Annotated in this window: 21 protein-coding genes and 1 pseudogene; 5 read left to right on the plus strand and 17 right to left on the minus strand. The window is 46.5% G+C overall.

The features are described from left to right. Positions 1 to 353: 353 nt before the first annotated feature. Positions 354 to 623 (plus strand): AbrB/MazE/SpoVT family DNA-binding domain-containing protein, encoded by a 270-nt coding sequence (locus LQ229_RS01995; protein ID WP_356709299.1) that lies wholly within the window; start codon positions 354 to 356, stop codon positions 621 to 623. Continuing rightward, positions 620 to 955 carry a type II toxin-antitoxin system PemK/MazF family toxin gene (locus LQ229_RS02000; RefSeq protein ID WP_216536802.1) on the plus strand — a complete coding sequence of 112 codons (336 nt, stop codon included), beginning with the start codon at positions 620 to 622 and terminating at the stop codon, positions 953 to 955. The genes LQ229_RS01995 and LQ229_RS02000 overlap by 4 nt, the downstream gene beginning before the upstream one ends. A 79-nt stretch (positions 956 to 1034) precedes the next feature. On the opposite strand, the gene LQ229_RS27260 is transcribed toward LQ229_RS02000, so the two are convergent. The 17 genes and pseudogenes from LQ229_RS27260 to LQ229_RS02080 form a co-directional block, all read right to left on the minus strand. After that, positions 1035 to 1124, minus strand: coding sequence for a TraB/GumN family protein (locus tag LQ229_RS27260; protein ID WP_356709468.1), 90 nt, complete (start codon positions 1122 to 1124; stop codon positions 1035 to 1037). Between the two features lie 594 nt (positions 1125 to 1718). Further along, complete coding sequence (locus tag LQ229_RS02005; RefSeq protein WP_216536801.1) at positions 1719 to 1937, minus strand: SHOCT domain-containing protein; 219 nt, start codon at positions 1935 to 1937, stop codon at positions 1719 to 1721. 14 nt (positions 1938 to 1951) lie between these two features. Next, complete coding sequence (locus LQ229_RS02010; RefSeq protein ID WP_230190815.1) at positions 1952 to 3304, minus strand: HAMP domain-containing sensor histidine kinase; 1353 nt, start codon at positions 3302 to 3304, stop codon at positions 1952 to 1954. Beyond that, positions 3294 to 3996 (minus strand): annotated as a pseudogene (locus LQ229_RS02015) (response regulator transcription factor). Before LQ229_RS02015 ends, LQ229_RS02010 begins: the two are co-directional and overlap by 11 nt. A gap of 92 nt (positions 3997 to 4088) precedes the next feature. Next, entirely contained in the window at positions 4089 to 4349 is a 261-nt protein-coding gene (locus tag LQ229_RS02020) for an FAD/FMN-containing dehydrogenase (protein WP_216536798.1), read from the minus strand. Between the two features lie 60 nt (positions 4350 to 4409). Next, positions 4410 to 4814 (minus strand): hypothetical protein, encoded by a 405-nt coding sequence (locus LQ229_RS02025; RefSeq protein ID WP_230190816.1) that lies wholly within the window; start codon positions 4812 to 4814, stop codon positions 4410 to 4412. Positions 4815 to 4875: 61 nt separating this feature from the next. Further along, on the minus strand, positions 4876 to 5625 hold the full coding sequence (locus tag LQ229_RS02030; protein ID WP_230190817.1) for an ABC transporter permease: 750 nt from the start codon (positions 5623 to 5625) through the stop codon (positions 4876 to 4878). Then, the gene (locus LQ229_RS02035) at positions 5622 to 6389 is read right to left on the minus strand and encodes an ABC transporter permease (RefSeq protein ID WP_230190818.1); all 768 of its coding nucleotides are present in this window, start codon (positions 6387 to 6389) and stop codon (positions 5622 to 5624) included. Before LQ229_RS02035 ends, LQ229_RS02030 begins: the two co-directional genes overlap by 4 nt. Continuing rightward, on the minus strand, positions 6386 to 7099 hold the full coding sequence (locus LQ229_RS02040; RefSeq protein ID WP_230190819.1) for an ATP-binding cassette domain-containing protein: 714 nt from the start codon (positions 7097 to 7099) through the stop codon (positions 6386 to 6388). The genes LQ229_RS02035 and LQ229_RS02040 overlap by 4 nt, the downstream gene beginning before the upstream one ends. A 92-nt stretch (positions 7100 to 7191) precedes the next feature. Continuing rightward, positions 7192 to 8202, minus strand: a complete 1011-nt coding sequence (locus LQ229_RS02045; protein WP_230190820.1) for a HAMP domain-containing sensor histidine kinase — start codon at positions 8200 to 8202, stop codon at positions 7192 to 7194. Continuing rightward, positions 8199 to 8876, minus strand: a complete 678-nt coding sequence (locus LQ229_RS02050) for a response regulator transcription factor (protein ID WP_216536794.1) — start codon at positions 8874 to 8876, stop codon at positions 8199 to 8201. The genes LQ229_RS02045 and LQ229_RS02050 overlap by 4 nt, the downstream gene beginning before the upstream one ends. A 132-nt stretch (positions 8877 to 9008) precedes the next feature. After that, entirely contained in the window at positions 9009 to 10010 is a 1002-nt protein-coding gene (locus tag LQ229_RS02055) for a TraB/GumN family protein (RefSeq protein WP_230190821.1), read from the minus strand. Positions 10011 to 10079: 69 nt separating this feature from the next. Next, on the minus strand, positions 10080 to 11369 hold the full coding sequence (locus LQ229_RS02060) for an ABC transporter permease (RefSeq protein WP_230190822.1): 1290 nt from the start codon (positions 11367 to 11369) through the stop codon (positions 10080 to 10082). Then, positions 11362 to 12264 (minus strand): ABC transporter ATP-binding protein, encoded by a 903-nt coding sequence (locus LQ229_RS02065; RefSeq protein ID WP_216536791.1) that lies wholly within the window; start codon positions 12262 to 12264, stop codon positions 11362 to 11364. Before LQ229_RS02065 ends, LQ229_RS02060 begins: the two co-directional genes overlap by 8 nt. After that, complete coding sequence (locus tag LQ229_RS02070; protein ID WP_230190823.1) at positions 12264 to 13178, minus strand: ABC transporter ATP-binding protein; 915 nt, start codon at positions 13176 to 13178, stop codon at positions 12264 to 12266. Before LQ229_RS02070 ends, LQ229_RS02065 begins: the two co-directional genes overlap by 1 nt. Positions 13179 to 13201: 23 nt before the next feature. Next, complete coding sequence (locus LQ229_RS02075) at positions 13202 to 13591, minus strand: GntR family transcriptional regulator (RefSeq protein ID WP_230190824.1); 390 nt, start codon at positions 13589 to 13591, stop codon at positions 13202 to 13204. A gap of 42 nt (positions 13592 to 13633) precedes the next feature. Then, positions 13634 to 14353 carry a hypothetical protein gene (locus LQ229_RS02080; protein ID WP_230190825.1) on the minus strand — a complete coding sequence of 240 codons (720 nt, stop codon included), beginning with the start codon at positions 14351 to 14353 and terminating at the stop codon, positions 13634 to 13636. 214 nt (positions 14354 to 14567) lie between these two features. Here LQ229_RS02080 and LQ229_RS02085 point away from each other — a divergent pair, with 214 nt between their 5' ends. From LQ229_RS02085 to LQ229_RS02095, 3 genes are read left to right on the plus strand one after another with little or no spacing between them, the layout of a single operon-like run. Beyond that, positions 14568 to 15119, plus strand: a complete 552-nt coding sequence (locus LQ229_RS02085) for a sigma-70 family RNA polymerase sigma factor (RefSeq protein ID WP_216536787.1) — start codon at positions 14568 to 14570, stop codon at positions 15117 to 15119. Continuing rightward, the gene (locus LQ229_RS02090; protein ID WP_216536786.1) at positions 15103 to 15459 is read left to right on the plus strand and encodes a hypothetical protein; all 357 of its coding nucleotides are present in this window, start codon (positions 15103 to 15105) and stop codon (positions 15457 to 15459) included. Before LQ229_RS02085 ends, LQ229_RS02090 begins: the two co-directional genes overlap by 17 nt. Beyond that, positions 15456 to 16937, plus strand: a complete 1482-nt coding sequence (locus LQ229_RS02095) for a hypothetical protein (protein ID WP_230190826.1) — start codon at positions 15456 to 15458, stop codon at positions 16935 to 16937. The genes LQ229_RS02090 and LQ229_RS02095 overlap by 4 nt, the downstream gene beginning before the upstream one ends. The last annotated feature ends 57 nt before the right edge of the window (positions 16938 to 16994 follow it).

A 16994-nucleotide genomic window follows, 5' to 3' on the forward strand; every position in this document is an offset into this window, starting at 1 on the left:
GTACGGTATTGATACACCAAAAAGCTTTCGACCTATGATCTGCCCATATTAATTACCCCAAAAACGGATACAGTTTGCAACTCTATTTTCATTTATGGCGATGGTCGTCAGGCCATGGGGGATTTGTTTGAAAATTCCTGTATTATCGCAGGCTTTTCTCACCAGTGCAGGAATTCGTACCACATTTGAAAAGTTTCAAATTTAACAACATTATGAGCGCTGCGTTTCTTGCGAACTAAGTCTCCCCGGGCTCCGGAGTATCATCTATAAGCTTTATGTATATCATAAGGATATACATTTTCTCGGGGAGTGAAGTATAATTGAATCATAGGAAAGAGAAGGACGTGATTCTAATGACGACCGCAACGCTCAGTAAATGGGGCAACAGTACTGCTGTCCGTATTCCAAACCAAATTCTTAAACGTCTTAATCTGGAAGAAGGCACGGAAATTGAAATCATCGTAACACAGGAAAACGAATTATTATTACGCCCTAAGAAAAAAACACAAGAATCAAATGAGGAGCTGCGCAACCATCTGAAACAGCTGCTTTCCAAAATGAAGCCTGATTCGCCGCGTCATGATGAAGTGGACGTAGGCATTGAAGGAGACGAGCTCATTTGACGATTCCAACTCGCGGTGATTTAATATGGCTCGATTTTGATCCGCAAGCCGGGCATGAACAAGCTGGCCGACGTCCCGCAGTCGTGCTGTCCGAATCGGAGTTCAACGAACTGACCGGCTTTGCTGTCGTGTGTCCGATTACAAGCCAAGTCAAAACTTATCCTTTTGAGGTTCCTCTTCCGGATGGGTCCCCAATTACTGGAGTTGTCCTTACGGATCAATTTAAAAGTTTGGATGTTAAGAAACGGAACATTAAAATTGTGGGCAATGTCGGCAGCGAATCAGAATTTATGAAAGCTGTTCTTCGAAATACTCGATCGATCTTAGCATGAGCAACAAAAAAACGCAGAGCGTTCCATGGACGCTCCGCGTTGCCTTATTCTTTCCCGGCCGGTGATCCGGCCCCGACGCTTACAATTCCTTCTCCACCTTGTACCCCTTCCGCTCCAGCAGCTTGACGATGCCTTGGTCTCCGAGATAATGGGCGGTGCCGACAACGATCCGTTTTTACACTGGATCGCCCGGCTGGCCGGATCATTAATATATCCGTGGGCTGACACGGTCTTCGAGAACGCGAACATACAAGCGAATACGAGCAGCAATCCGCCGCCAATCAGCATTAATCGTAGGATGAAACGGGAATCTAAACGGGTTTGAAGATCATCACATTACCTCCCATGATTTGGTTTGGGCATGATGTGCCTTTCTGACATTCATAGCGCGCAACTATGTAGAGATCAAAACCAAGGAAGTGCGCCTATAGGTAAAGAAACGGAGGGGATTGGAATCCTGTCTCATTATGGAGGAATCTGTGGCATAATAGAGTTTCGTCGCAATTGGAGTCGTGTTAGCGGAGTGTCATGAAGCCAAGTGAAGCTGATGTATGGGTCAGACATCAGACAGAAAAGAAAGATATATTACAAGTTATCGGTTGTATATTGTTGAATAATAACCATTTCTTGTAAATGGTGTAATTTATCCACTCATTGCTCCGGCTGCTGTGAGGGAGTCCAAATTATCAGTATTTGCTAATGCCTGGTACAATGTTCTTGTACCGATAAAAGAAAAAAGCCGCTAAATTAGCGACCTTTCTGATTAGTCACGCAACATATTTTTCATTCGAAGATATTCGTCTTCTGAGATTTCCCCTCTTGCAAACCGCTCATCCAAGATTCTTTCTGGTGTGTTTTCATTGTGGCGTGTGTTTCCTTCTCCTCTTACCCATTTTATTACCAAATAAATTACGCCGACAATTAAAAGAAAATTGATGATCATGCCAAACGTTCCGAACCCAAAACCATAACCCATCATCATTTTGTCTCATCCTTTCATCGAATTATGGGGAGCCGAACACAAACTGTTGTCCCCTTATTGACCTCGCTTGTCACATGTAAGGTTCCAGCATGAGCATCCACAATTGCTTTTACAACGGCAAGTCCTATTCCAGCCCCGCCTGTCTTCCGGTTTCTTGATTTTTCCCCACGGTAAAAACGTTCAAAAATATAAGGGAGTTCCTCTTCCGTGATTCCCATTCCTGTATCGGATATAATGACGACACCTTCGCCTTTATCTTTGGTCACTTCAATATGAATATTTCCTGAATTCGTATATTTATATGCATTTTTTATTAGATTCAAGAATACCTGAACCAGCCGTGAGCGGTCCCCGGTAATCCATACATCACTCTTGTTTACCAGATCAACTGAAAGACCTTTATGCCAATACTGGCTTGATATAGTATTCATCGACTCCCGTACAATTTCATTAAGAGGTACCATTTCCGTCTTAAGCTGAGCCATGGGATTCTCTACAACAGTCAGATTTTCCAAATCACTTATAAGTTGAATCAGGCGCATTACTTGGTCATGACACACTTGAAGCTTATCAGGGGATGGTTCCCAGATGCCATCTTGGAATGCCTCCAAATGGCTTTGTAGAGTCGTTAAGGGCGTGCGCAGTTCATGAGCTACATCAGCGGTCAACGTTTTCCTTAACTGATCTTGTTTCTCCAACCCGTCAGCTAAATGATTAAGAGCCTGGCCCACCTCATAAATCTCCGTATTTTGATTAGTCCCTTCTACACGGGAGCTGAGGTCTCCTTCTTTCATTCTTAAAGCAATATCCCTTATTTCCAAAAGGGGTTGGCTAATACTTTTAGCCATATATCTGCTAAACAGATACGTTCCGACTATGACGATACCTAACGCCACCCATAATAGTGTGTTAAACATGCGGAGGAACTGTTTATTCAGACTTTGGGACGTTTCGTTCACCGATTGGAATTCCAATATTCCCACCTGCTGATTGCCTTTTACAATTTTTTTTTGGATAGGGCTTAGCAAGGGCTTGGATTTCGCCTCTCTATGCATTCCCATTAGGCTGGTATCCCAAATCAAGCGGTGGTCATTGTCATAAACACGTACGACATAGTCGCCAATCATCGCCTGGTGAGAAAGAAGCATCCAAATATCGGTATTCCATTTACCAGTAGATTCATTATAAGAAGCTTCTAAATCTTCAAGAATACTTTGTATTTCCGCCTGCTGCTGATTTTTCTGATACTGATTGAACGAAAGGCCCATGACCAGATTAACAAGCAGGACAATGGACAGAAGCGCACTGAGCGCAACACCGGTATGGGAGACAAGGAGCTTTCTGCTCAATCCACCACTACTTTTCATCAGTATTCACCAAAAATTTATAACCCACCCCAAAGACAGTACCTATAAATTCAGGGTGTTTAGGGTCATCGTTAATTTTATGTCTAATATTCTTGATATGAACATCAATGGTTCGCTCAAAGCCTTCAAAAGTATCACCTTGGCTAAGGTTAACCAGTTCAAGCCGCGAGAACACTCGCTTCGGATGCTTTGCCAAAATTTCCAGCAGTTTGAACTCCATCGGTGTAAGAGGAACGGGCTCATCTTGAAATTTTACTTCATAGCGTTCCAAATCCACGGTTAAACGGCCTTGGGCAAAGGACATTAATGACGTATTATTCTCCTGTTCAGAATGATTAGATCTTCTCAATAAACTAATTACGCGAGCGAGGAGCTCTCTTGGACTGAATGGTTTGGTAATATAATCGTCTGCTCCGATCATAAGTCCATTTATCATATCGTCTTCACTACTTTTCGCCGTTAGCATGAGAATCGGAATGTTCGAAGTCTTCCGTACTATTCTGCACACTTCCTCTCCGGATATATCCGGAAGCATTAAATCCAACACGATAAGATCAGGATGTAATGTCTCAAAAAGGATGAAGAGCGCCCTTTCCAGTATCGGCCTCATACACTATATAATTATTTTTCTCCAAGTAAGCCTTGATGACGTGCAGGATATTTTCTTCATCATCCACCAATAGTATCTTCACAAACTTCCTCACCTATCTCTTTTTGTTTACAAAGACAGACCTTCATCATTGAAGGTCTCATCTTATGAAAGTCTTATCTTATTATGACCGGATTAGAAGTTCATCATGCCTGCTCTGAATTGAGAATTTCTCTTGATTCCTGACATTCCTGCCCCATTTGAGTTGTTACAATAATTGTACATTTGCTCAATTTGTTCATTTGACAGGTCGGGATGTATCTGTTTAGCAAAGGGCAGCATATTTTCGAAGAAGCCACTGTTGTTGCCATTGTTTATCGAAGCTGCGTAAGCACCAACTGACCCAATTCCCATAACCAGTAGTAGTGCCCCTAATCCAATCCCCAATTTCTTCATTTTTTATCTCCTCCTTATAGTTACACTATAAAACAGAGTTATGAAGAATGAATTTGCAACTTATGAAGAAGTTATGAAGGAAAAAAGAGTGAACGTCAAATAGACCCCACCTAGCAATCGCCTGTCCCAGCAAGTTCTTCGGCATCGTCCGGGATTTCTGCAGACGAAGCCAAGCGCATAATAGCCATCCGGCCCTTGCGCAGTCACACTGTACTGATTGCTTATGGCTTCCGGCACGGCTTTCAGCGCTTCATCGTATTTGCGACGCGCATGCGCCTGACGTTTAGCAAGAGCTGTATCAAAGGCTACGGAGACCTTTTTATCCAGTGTTCTCTCACGAGCTATAGTAAATAATTCTCCTGTTACTGAGTCCACAGAGAAAGTATAACTAAGCTTTCCGTTGATCAACACATCACCGCACCAGCTTGAACGGGCAAGACTTTCGGTTGCCTGATTCTCCTGCATGAATAACAAAAAGCCTGATACACCAGGCTTTGTCTCAAAAAGTCTTTTAAGAAACCTAAACTTAGGCATCTCGTTTACGGTAAAATACAATAGCTACTGTAATAAAGATCAGTGTCCATAACATTGAAATACCTGTCCCTTGCATTGGTGTAAGGACATTTATTTCATCAGAGGAAGGCGGCATATACATATAATATCCTGCCGTATCCGGCAAATATTTAGGTAGCAAATCTCTCGTCAATGGACTGACAATGTAATAATAACCAAGCAGTAACACTAAAGCAGGAGTGGTTCGTCTTAGTAAAGCACCTATAGCTGCACTGAGAAGTGCGGTTAATGTTAGATAGCCTGTTGCACCTACTAATGTTTTTATCATTGTGTCTATTTCAAACCCTACTGCTGTGTCTCTCATCATAATAAAAGTATATAATACACCTGATGCAGCAATAATAAACGCCACAGGAATGGTTATAATCGCCAATGCCAAATGCTTCGCGGATAATTGAAACCCACGCCAAGGTATCGTAGTTAAAGTCGTTCGAATCTGTCCGCCAGTATACTCCGAACAAGCAGCTAAGATACCGAGAATAATGAACCCTGCTTGAAGATATCCCATAGAAGCAAGTCCTATATTCAGTATATTTTGCGTTCCTGCCGCCCCTTGTAGACCAGCCGAAGTAAAAGCTGCGGCTAAAACTAAATTAAGAATGAATGTACCCATAAGAGTGAGCCATATCAATGGTAATGTAACTAATTTATCCAGTTCAGCACCAAGGATTTGTGTTATCTTTCTACTAGATGAGACACTCATGATGCAACGTCCCTCCTATGGAATACGATAGCTGCAACAATGAAAAAAACGGCTACCCAGGCAAACATGACTAAACCGCCTGTGAACGGGGTGTGAAATCTGTCGAAAAAACTGCCTGTGAACGGGGTGTCGCTCATAGACATAAACATATCAATGCCAGCCCGATCTGGTAAGTAAAATGCCAACTTTGTAACCTTAGAAAGCAGGACACTAAATGATACAACGGATGAATTTATGATGAGCACAGCAAGTGGGATCATGCCATTCTTTGTTAGAACAGTAATCCCAAATGCTAAAAGAGCAGTAAATGTCCAGTAACAAACCACGCCGATAAGTCTAGACCATTCAAATGCAGGGGCATATTCACCAAGAATAAGATGCGTTGCCGACACAGTTGTCATAATAGCAACCATACAAAGCAGTATGCTGATCACGGTCACAGCGCCTGCTTTTGCCAGCAAAAAATGAAGCCTTGATGAAACAACAGTTAAACTTGTTGTAATCTGCTGCCCTCCACCCGATTCACTGCTCTCTGTCAAATATTCACTGCTGACAGCAAGCACACCAAGAATAATGACACCTTGCACACCGAAACCTAATCCATCATAACCGGCTTCCGATAGCCCTGTAGCTATAATCTCCGCTTTTTGTTGTGTAATGACCAAGGCTGCAATGACCGCTGGGGCAAATGCTCCAATAAGAAAGGCAAGCCAAATGCCCGGCAGGGAGAACAATTTAGATAGTTCCGCGTTGAATGCTCTCATACAACATCACCTGCATGTTCAGATGTCAGGGCAAAAAAGGCTTCCTCCAGCGTGGAATGGTTACCTATTACTTCTTCCAATGTTCCATCTGCAACGATTTTTCCTTGATGAATAATCACCACATCATCAACCGTCTCTGCAAGCTCTCCCATGAGATGACTGGATAGTAACACCGTGTTTCCAGACGCAGCACGTTCACGTAAAAATGTCCGAATCCAGCGGATTCCTTGTGGATCGAGCCCGTTAACGGGTTCATCTAAAACCAATATTTTTGGATCGCCAAGCAGTGCAGCTGCCATTCCAAGTCTTCTCCCCATGCCAAGGGAATAACTCCCAACCCTTTTCCCGGCTGCATTCGTAAGACCTACGATTTCCAGAACTTCCTCGACACGTGAGCGAGACAATCCTGCGGCACGAGCAATCCAACGCAAGTGTGCCCGTCCTGTTCGCATACGATGAGCTCCAAATCCATCAAGTGCGGCACCTATTGTTGCTAGCGGATTATGCAATTCTGCGAATGGCTTTCCATTAATTAGTGCACTGCCTGAGGTGGCACGATCTAATCCAAGCAAGATGCGAAGCGTAGAACTTTTCCCTGCCCCATTCGGACCTAAAAAACCAGTTACTCTCCCTGGTCTAGCTTTAAAACTGATACCTGATAAGATTTCTCGCGTTCCGCGCTGTTTGACCAAGTTATTAATTGTAAGCAACCATAACACTTCCTTTCTGTTATGGTTCTAATTATAAAGAAGCAAAGTTACATCTCGGTTATCACGCTGTTTACTTCTGGGTTAACTTTAGGTTACGCTCTACCAATAGCTACTCTTGTGCCATTTTCATTTGATGTAAAGTCAGCTTTCAGCTTCATTTTTTTCAACATATAATTTGAAGTCGATAAACCAATCCCCGCCCCACGCTCATAGGAAGAGTTATCCATACCTGGACCTCTGTCAGCAACAATGATCTGTTCTTTTTCTACATCAACCACAATGTTTGCATATTTTCCCTCTGCCGCATGGCGAAGAATATTCTGAAATAAATTATCCAGTACCCGTGTCATCCATTTAGGATCTGCTTCCCAATAAAAAGTCTCTTCTGTCGGTAAATCAACATCGAGCTGAATTTCTTTTTCTTCAAATGCAGGATACCACGCAGCAATAGATGCTCTTACTAAACGTCCAATATCTGTTGAAGTGGGATGAAAAGGATGTTTCCCTGATGTAAGCAATGTATAGGAAAGCAAATCATCCATTAGATCTCCGACTCTTGTAATCGTATGGTTCATCTCTGTTAATGAGTTTTGTCCTTCTAAACTTATTGATTCTTTATTTAATCTGGTGACATGTCCTCTCAAAATGGTAAGCGGCGTTCGTAAGTCGTGAGATAAATTCGCAATGAGTCGATGTCGTAATAATTCCTCTTCATATTCTCGCTTGCGACTGTCTTCAAGCTGCTGAATCATCCAATTAAAAGAACTTCCTAACTGGTCTATTTCATCCATACGATCCCTTTGAACAGGTATTGGTTTAGGAAATGAGTTATGATTAGCTGAAAATGACATGACTTCCTGCAAGCGAGCGAGACGTTTTTGAAGTTTCAAGAAGAACAGCCAAGATAATACAACAAATGCGACAATAATAAAACCAAACAATAGCACGGTAACGTAAAATAGATTTAATTTATTTGGATCTTTTTCATGGATATCAGAAAACCCAACGAATGTAAAGAAGAAAATAAGCACAGTTAGAGGAAGAAAGATAAATAGAAAATGTCCTTTTAGAAAACGACGAAATAATGATCTAGACTGTTTCATAGTTTCACCCGATAGCCTATTCCCTTTAACGTTTCAATAATCTCCGGGGAATCCGGATGACGTTCCAGCTTTTGGCGCAGTCGATGGATATGCACCATTATTGTTTTATCACCTGTTATATAAGCTTCTTCCCAAATAGCTTCATAAATTTGTTCTTTTGGCAGAACTTGATTAGGGTGGCGTAAGAAATACATTAAAATTTGATGTTGTTTCCCAGTCAATACAATTTCTTCTCCTGTGCGTTTGTCAAATACCATTTGGGCTTCCGGATCTACTTCAATATGATTTCCTAATGAAATGCGTTCGGAATGCGTTCCACCGCTTCGACGGATTAATACTTCTAATCTTGCAACTAATTCATCCGTATGGAACGGTTTCGTTAAATAGTCATCGGCAAATTGTAAACCATCTACCTTATCATCTATCGATGTTCGAGCAGATAACAACAAAATAGGAACAGCAGGAGCTGCCTTTTTTAATCGTTTTCCCACCGTAAATCCGTCTAATCCGGGTAACATGATATCCAAAATAACGATTTCATGCTGATGTACTTCTTTTTCGGCTCCTTCACCGGAAAGCAGCCACTGAACCGAAAATCCTCGCTGTTCCAATTCTTCTTTTAGCAGGCTGCCTATTTTCTCATTATCTTCAATATATAATACGTTTCTTTTCAAGTAACATCCCTCTCTCTAAATTGAGTTCATTATTAGACAGATTAACACAATCTAAAAAATGGCATGAGCAAAAAAAACGCAGAGCGTTCCATGAACGCTCCGCGCTGCCATATGGCAATCCGGCCCCGACGCTTACAATTCCTTCTCCACCTTGTACCCCTTCCGCTCCAGCAGCTTGACGATGCCCTGGTCTCCGAGGTAATGGGCGGTGCCGACGACGACAAAGTACGTTTTATTTCCTTCGCCTTGCAAATATTGCTCGATTTTCTCGGTCATCGTGACGTTCCGCTTGTCGGTTAGCGCCTCCATGTAGATGGCGTAATTGTCGCTGTATTTCTCCTCGACAGGCGCGAACAGCAATTCCGCCAATCCTTGTTCGTTGCCGGTTTTCCAATATTCGGCCAACTGCTGCAGCGTTTCTTGCTTATCCGCCTCCGGATTCAGCGCTAGTTCCAGCAATGTCTTCTGCACGTCTTCGGAAAATCCGTCGAACATTTCAAATTGGAACTGCGCTCCTTCCAGCTCCAGAATATCCTTGCTATCCTTCGCCTTTTGCAGGAAGTAATAATCGATTCCTTGCTGCGGATCGAGTCCGGTAGCGATAGCGTCCATACTTTCCAGCAGCATATTGACATACCATATTTCATAGTTTTCCACCATTTCTTCCGGTATCCCATATTCATCGAGCCGATGCTTCAATTGGCTGTATAGCTCAGGGGTTAGGTGATCCTTCAGCTTGGATCCGTCCGCATATTTGGCAAGGCCGTCAATCTGTTGCTGCATCGCAGCTGGATCGATATTCGCTACATCGGCTTCCACAACCAATGCGTCCGATTCGTCAAAGGCGGATTCGATCTTGGAATTGAGCGGATAGAAATCCGCCGTGGCAACGTGAATCGAGCCTAACATATGCACGGTGTTTCCGTTATGGCTTACTTTCCACAGAAAGCCGCCCGAGCCTTCCCCGCTCCCCGCGCTGTCGCCCGGCGTCGGTGCCGGAGATTCCGTACCCGCCGTTTGTTCCGCCGGCTCCCCTTCTTGCAGGTTGTGCGACGTTCCTCCGCCGGCGCCGCAGCCTGCCATAACGAAAACGAACATCAGGCTTGCCATCAAAATCGTAACTTTCTTCATCATCGGTTTTCTCTCCATCCATCTTCTTTTCTTTCTATATCCGTATCCTCGGTTCACCAGTTAGTCTACATTTTATATTTTGTACGCCTTCATCGCTTTTCGCAGTTCCTTGAACGTAGGCCGTTTGCCGTACATCAATACGCCTGTGCGGTAAATTTTGGCCGACAGCCAGCCGAAGACGTAGATGGATACGGCGAGAATAGCGATCGATAGCCAAATTTCCCATGCGGCGACATGACCGACGCCAATGCGCAAAATCATGCTCGTCGGCGAGAAAAACGGAATAAACGACGAAACTTTCACCAAGATCGTGTTCGGCGTCGATACGCTGAACGTGCTAATATAGAAAGCTGCCAAAGACAATACGGTGATTGGCATGACCGCCTGGCCCAATTCCTCGGTGCGGCTTACGAGCGAACCGATCGCCGCGAATAAAGTCGCGTACAAGAAATAGCCAAGTACATAGAAGATGAAACCGTAAATGATCATTGCCGGATCGATTTGCGACAAATCGAGCCCGATATCCGCGAATACGGCCGCATTATGAGGCAGAGACAGATTGACGGCGATCGTGATCGCGAATACTACAATCTGCACCAAACCGACCAAGAACATCCCGATCACTTTCCCGAACATTTGCTGCAACGGCGAAGTGCTCGTAATGAGAATCTCCATAATTCTGGAGCTTTTCTCCGCCGTCACTTCCGATGCGATCATATTGCCTGTCATCATAATCGTCATGAAAAACAGTACCATTAGCACGGTGACCATAATATATCCGATCGCCGCTTGCTCTCCGGTTTTCGCCGGATTCTCTCCCGGTTCCGTCGCAATTTGCTCGCTCTCGATTTGAATCGGAGCGTTTAACGCCTCTTTTTGCGCTTCCGTCAACGAATCCTTCACGATCACTTCCATTTTAATTGTACGGAGTGCATTTTGCAGCGAGGAACTGACGTTCATATCAATCATTCCTTCGGATTTATAGACGAAATCCGGGAATCCGATTTGCGCGTTTTCTTGAGGCACCAAATAGCCTTTAATGACCTTGTTCGCCACTTCCTGCTTCAATTTCGTTTCGTCCGCCTGCGCCGACGCTTCCTGATCGTACAGACGGATTTGCAAATCCGGGTTTTCCTGCTTATCGTAATAATCCTTCAGCATGGCGGCCACTTCCGTTTTGCCGTCCGCCACGACCCCGATCGCGGCCGTTTTGTTCTGGTCTCCGTCGAACAAGGAAATGATAAACGGAATATTGATTCCGATCGTCATGAGAAGAATGAGAACGATCGTCGTGACCAAAAACGCCTTCGTTTTCACTTTGTTCTTAAATGTAAATCCGATAATCGTGCCCAGTTTATTCATTGCTCTCACCTACCGCCTTAATGAAAATTTGATTCAACGTCGGTTCAACCACTTCGAAGCGGTGCACAACCGCCTGTTCCATCGCTTTGGCCAAGATAGGCTGGGCCGCCGCCTCGTCCGAAATGGCGATTTTATAGCCGGACTCGTGCTTCTCCACCGTTCTCACGCCGGGGATTTGCTCCAAACCGGATACTTCCCTGTCCGTACCCAATATGACCTGTTCCCGCGGAAATTTGCTTTTAATTTCTTTCAAGCTGCCCTGCAGCACCGTGTTCGATCTGTGCAATATCGTTACATTGCGGCATAATTCCTCGACATGCTCCATCCGGTGCGTCGAGAACAAAATGCTCGCTCCTTCGTCGCGCACTTCCTTCACCGTTTCTTTCAGCAATTCCACGTTGACGGGATCCAACCCGCTGAACGCCTCGTCCAAAATAAGAAATTGCGGCTTATGAATGACGGCGGCAATAAACTGAATTTTTTGCTGGTTGCCTTTGGACAATTCTTCAATGCGTTTATTGTAGTATTCCGGCACATGAAAACGTTCAAGCCACCGTTTCAAGCTTTTGTCGGCCTCCGAGCGCGACATGCCGCGCAGCTGCGCCAAATAGATGAGCTGATCGCTCACTTTCACCTTCGGATACATCCCCCGCTCTTCCGGAAGGTATCCCATCATTCGCTGCATCTCGGCGTTGTACGGTTTGCCGTTGTACAGAATTCTTCCTCCATCCGGATAGATGAGGCCGAGCACCATACGCATCGTCGTCGTTTTGCCCGCGCCGTTCGCGCCAAGCAATCCGTAAATTTCCCCTTTCCCCACTTCCAGGTTGACACGGTTCACTGCCGTATGTTCGCCGAATTGCTTCACAACATATTCCAATTGCAATGGTTGCATTATGATTTCTCCTCTCTCATCGTCTGTTTCCGCTGGATTAAATACAGCAACGTTTCATCCAACTCCAGCGTTCTTGTTTTGACCGGGTTCCATCCGAGCTCCCGCATCGTCCGTTCCGTGGCGCTCGCGTCGCTGCTGACAAGCCGGATCATGCCGCCCGCTTCCCTTCCCCATTCGACAAGACCGGGAAGTTCGCCCGCATCCTGGGCCATGCCCGTTTCTTCCGTTACCCACATCTCTTTCCAGTTATCGAGCAGGCTGTCTTTTTCGAACATGCCCAGCACTTGGCCTTGGAATACGAAGACGATATAGTCCGCAAGCCGCTTCATTTCATCGACAATATGCGTCGACAAGATGACGGTGCGGTCTCCTTGATCCATGAAGCCGCGAAGTTCGTCAACCATCATCTTCCAAGCAAACGGATCGAGCCCCGACGACGGTTCATCCAGTATGAGCAGTTCCGGTTGACAGGAGAGCGCCATCGTCAATTCGCATTTCCGCCGGACCCCTTTGGACATTTTGCCGAATTTCTGCGTCGGTTTCAGTTGAAACTTCGCTACAAATTCGTCATATTTGCTCCAACTCCAACCCGGATACCAATGCGCCGTAAACTTCGCCAGTTGTTCCAGCGTGAAATGATCTTCATCGCGGCTGGATACTTCCGGCACATAGCCGATTTTTTGCTTGATCGCCCGATCCAACGGCTTGTCAAGACGCTGTCCCAACAAACTCACCGTTCCAGCATCCGGATGCAGTAATTCCAATGCGATATTCAGCAGCGTGCTCTTCCCCGATCCGTTCGGACCGACGATGGCAAATACGTACCCTTTCGGAAGCTGCAAATCGACCGGACCGAATAACAGCGAATCTCGATGCTTCATGACGCCGTTCATCGTCAAAACGGATTCTTCCATATGAATTCACCCCATCCTGCCATCTATGATTGATATTTTTTCGTCATGATGTCCGTAAAAATGGCCATCATCTCTTCCCGCGAACAGTTCATTCGCATGCCGATGTCGATTGCCGCTTCCATCGCTTCCACAACGGCGGTGCGCCGGTGCCGATCTCGTTCTTCCGTACCGACTTTGGCTACGAATGTGCCGGTTCCTTGCTTCGTGCGCAGCAGCCCTTCATTCTCCAGGTCTTGATAGACGCGCCGCACCGTAATGACACTGCAATTCAATTCGCTCGCAAATTCGCGAATGGAAGGCAGCAACGTCCCTTCTTCGATCTGACCGCTTATGATAAGAGAACGCAATTGCACTTCTATTTGATGATATAGCGGCTCAGCGCTATTCTCGTTCAATTGAATCGGAATCCACACCTTAACACCTCTTTTCCCGTTATGTTCCTCGCAGGCATCTAGTTATGCCAAGTCCCTCGTTTGAAGCTTTCGCCTCGACAGCCGGTATGACAAAGCAAGGCTCCCGAGCCCAATGGCAATCGCAGCAAGCGGCATAACGACATTCATTCTCTGCGCCTGTTCAATCGTAAACAAGACGACGTTCGAGCCGAGCGCCTGAACCATGACAGCGACAGCCACCAGTAAGAGCATGGAGAGCATCGATAAGTAAAAATATATCTTCCCTTTGAAGCCTAACTCCATGTAAATGTATAGGGCCGAAACGATGAACGCATAGCCGATCCAAGTGAAGGCATACACCAAAAACGGGCCTGCGGACAACAGATTCCGTATGCTTGCCGCAAAAACATACTGTATGGCGAAGAAGAGGACTGCGTTGCCTATCAGCGCAATGAACAGGAGCAATATTCGCGCCAAAATCATTTCTTCCAACTTGACGGGCAGCACCCGCAACCGTCCCAGCGATTTCGTATAAGAATCTTCCCTTAAATACCTTGCCGATTTCCGCGAAAAGAAAAAACCGAGCATGGGAATGAGAATGAGAAAGTAAAAATCCATAAAAAAACCGAACGTTTTGCCATCCTTCGTACCTAAAATCCCTTGCAGCATCGGGACCGACATCCCCCCGATATAAAGGTTGAAAATAACGGTCCAAACCAGCGGTACATGAATTCCTATAAATTCCAACTTCGTAATCATCCAAGCGTTTCGAAGCCGTTCCATGCGCTCACCCTTTCAACTTGCCGTTGCATGTGTATACTGTATATAATCTTATGCACAGTATACATTGCGATCCGGCTGCCGTCAACATCTATAGAAGACCAATGTTTGGAAAATGATATTTTCATTGCAAATTATCTCTCTTCTTTTGTCTTCATTTGCAACCTTTCAGCCGTCTGCAAGCATCATAGTATAATGAGGAGTGAGGAGGAAGGTTATGAATCCGGAGCAGGAATGGATCGAGCGGTTGCGCCAAGGAGACGGTTCCGCCTTGTCGAAGCTGATGGACCGGTACGGCAACGATGTGTATCGCACCGCCATATTGCTTATCAAGGACCGCCATCTGGCAGAGGACATTAGCCAGGAAGCTTTTCTCGCCGCTTTTCAAAAGATTCGGCAGTTTCGCGGTCAGGGCAGCTTGCGCGCTTGGCTGCTGCGGATTACAGTCAATCTATGCCGAAGCAAAATGAGGCTCGCCGCCTGGAAACGCTTGTTGTACCGCGATATGACGGATGATGCGATTCCCAGTACGGAGCCGGGACCGGAGCAAGCGGCGGCCCGTTTATCGCTCATGTCCGACATTCAACAATTGCCGTATAAGTATAGGGTCGTTATCGTGCTGTATTACTATCAGGAGTTAACGATAAAGGAAATCGCCGCGGCGCTCGGGGAATCCGAAGGAACCGTCAAAAGCAAATTATCGCGCGGCAGAACGCTGTTAAGAAGCAAGCTAGAGGAAGGAGATGGGGTCGATGGGGCAACCATCTAAACATAACATTCGTTCCGCCTTGGAACGGGAATTAGCCGATGCCGAGTTCACCGATATCATGAAGCGACGGGTTCTGCAGCGTGCCAAGCCGTCTTTCTGGGAGCGTGAAATTCGCATCCCCGGTTCGGCCGCCGCCGCCGTTTGTCTGCTTGTCATTGCAGGCGGCTGGTTGTGGCTGGATTGCGCCGACTCGTCTTCGTCCTATCTCAAGCAGATGCAGGCCGTCATCGAAGAAGAACGCCGCGATATCGGCACAGTTGAGCGGTACGAGTCCGAGTTGATTGCCATGAACGGAGGCGTATATTACAAAGAGCAGCTTCAGAAGGGATGGGAGCGATGATTCGGATCAAAGTCAAAACGTTGGCGCTCGGACTCGCCGGACTATTCCTTCTATCGGCGGTTGCCTATCTTGCCATGCCCTCCGTTCTATACAAAATGCAAAAATACGATGCGGTGTTAACCTATTTTCCTAACAGCAAAGAAGCGCCCGAGGCGTTGTACTGGGCGGCGGAAACGATGGTGCCGTTTCCGGGTCAAGATCATCTGTTGTTCGTCTTTCCGACTGCGTCGTCGTACTCCCATGGAGAGCGAAACTCCAAACGGCAGTTGGCCTACGCCGAGAAACTGTTGGAGCGGCTGCTGTCGGAATATCCGGACTATCGCCATGCCGGTATGGCTCGTTGGAAATTGGCAGACTTATATATGGTCGGGGAAAAATGGGATGAGGCGGAGAAGCTGTACCGGGAGATTGCGCAAGACGATAGCACGTATGGCGAACGCCGCAAAACGGCAAAAATGCATGCGGCGATGCTGGCTTCGCGGCATGTTCGTCCTGATGCCGCCCCTTCCGTAACAGGAAGCGTGCAGATCGGCGACGCTCCCGCCGCGGATGCGTATGCCGTACTTCGCCGCAAAGGAGAGAACGTGTGGCATAGCCCGCCCTTCGGTTATTATCCGATGGCGCTGACGGATCGGGACGGCACATTCCGCTTCTACGATGTCGCCCCAGGCGAATACGAGATTGGAATCGGCTTGCGGAAAGAGAAGGTCGACGGCTATTATCTTGCCGAGCCGGCGAACCAAACGGTCGTTGTGACGGAAGGAACGACCGCCGAATATGACGTTCGGTTCGTCCCGCAAGTGAAAGTGGTAAACCCGACGAATAAAGAAACGATTGCCGAAGACGTCATCCGCTTCGAGTGGGAACCGTATCCCGGCGCGGATTATTATAAACTGACCATTTCGGCGATAGATAATGTCCGGGAGGGCGAATCGTACGATACGTTCCCCATTGCATTGGAGGATACGTGGCGCGAGCCCTACGCGGAGTACGGCATCGAAACGCTGCGCACGGTGCCGCGCGGATACGGCAAGACGTCGGACGGAGAAGGGAGAACGCAGTTGTCTCCGGCCGCGATTCTAGGCGCCGTCTATCCAGGAGGCAAATTCGTCTGGTCTGTCGACGCATACGACAGCGACGGCTTAAAAATAAGCAGTTCCAGCGGCTATTATACCTCCTTCGACAACAACCTGCCTTTCTTCTCTCTGGACGATAAGGAGCAGTTGAAAGGCGACAAGCTTGTCGTCGAAGGCAAATACGAAGAAGCGATGCAAACGTACGAAACGGAGCTCCACAACCCGTATGCGCTGCGCGCGCTCGCGATCATGCATTTGCACGGCATTACAATGGATGACGAGGGCGATCCGCAGACGGCGCTGAGCTACTTGCGGCAAATTCCGCATCCGAGCCCGTTCGATCGGGAACTGATGCGCGAAACGGAAGCCCGGGCGAGAGAAAGCGACGGCAAGCAAAACTGATGAATCCGGGCGACGGTTAGGCGAAACAGAGAGATGGAGGCCATCAGCCCTGCATCT

The organism is Paenibacillus sp. CECT 9249 (assembly GCF_918697855.1).
In the GTDB taxonomy this organism is placed as follows: domain Bacteria; phylum Bacillota; class Bacilli; order Paenibacillales; family Paenibacillaceae; genus MSJ-34.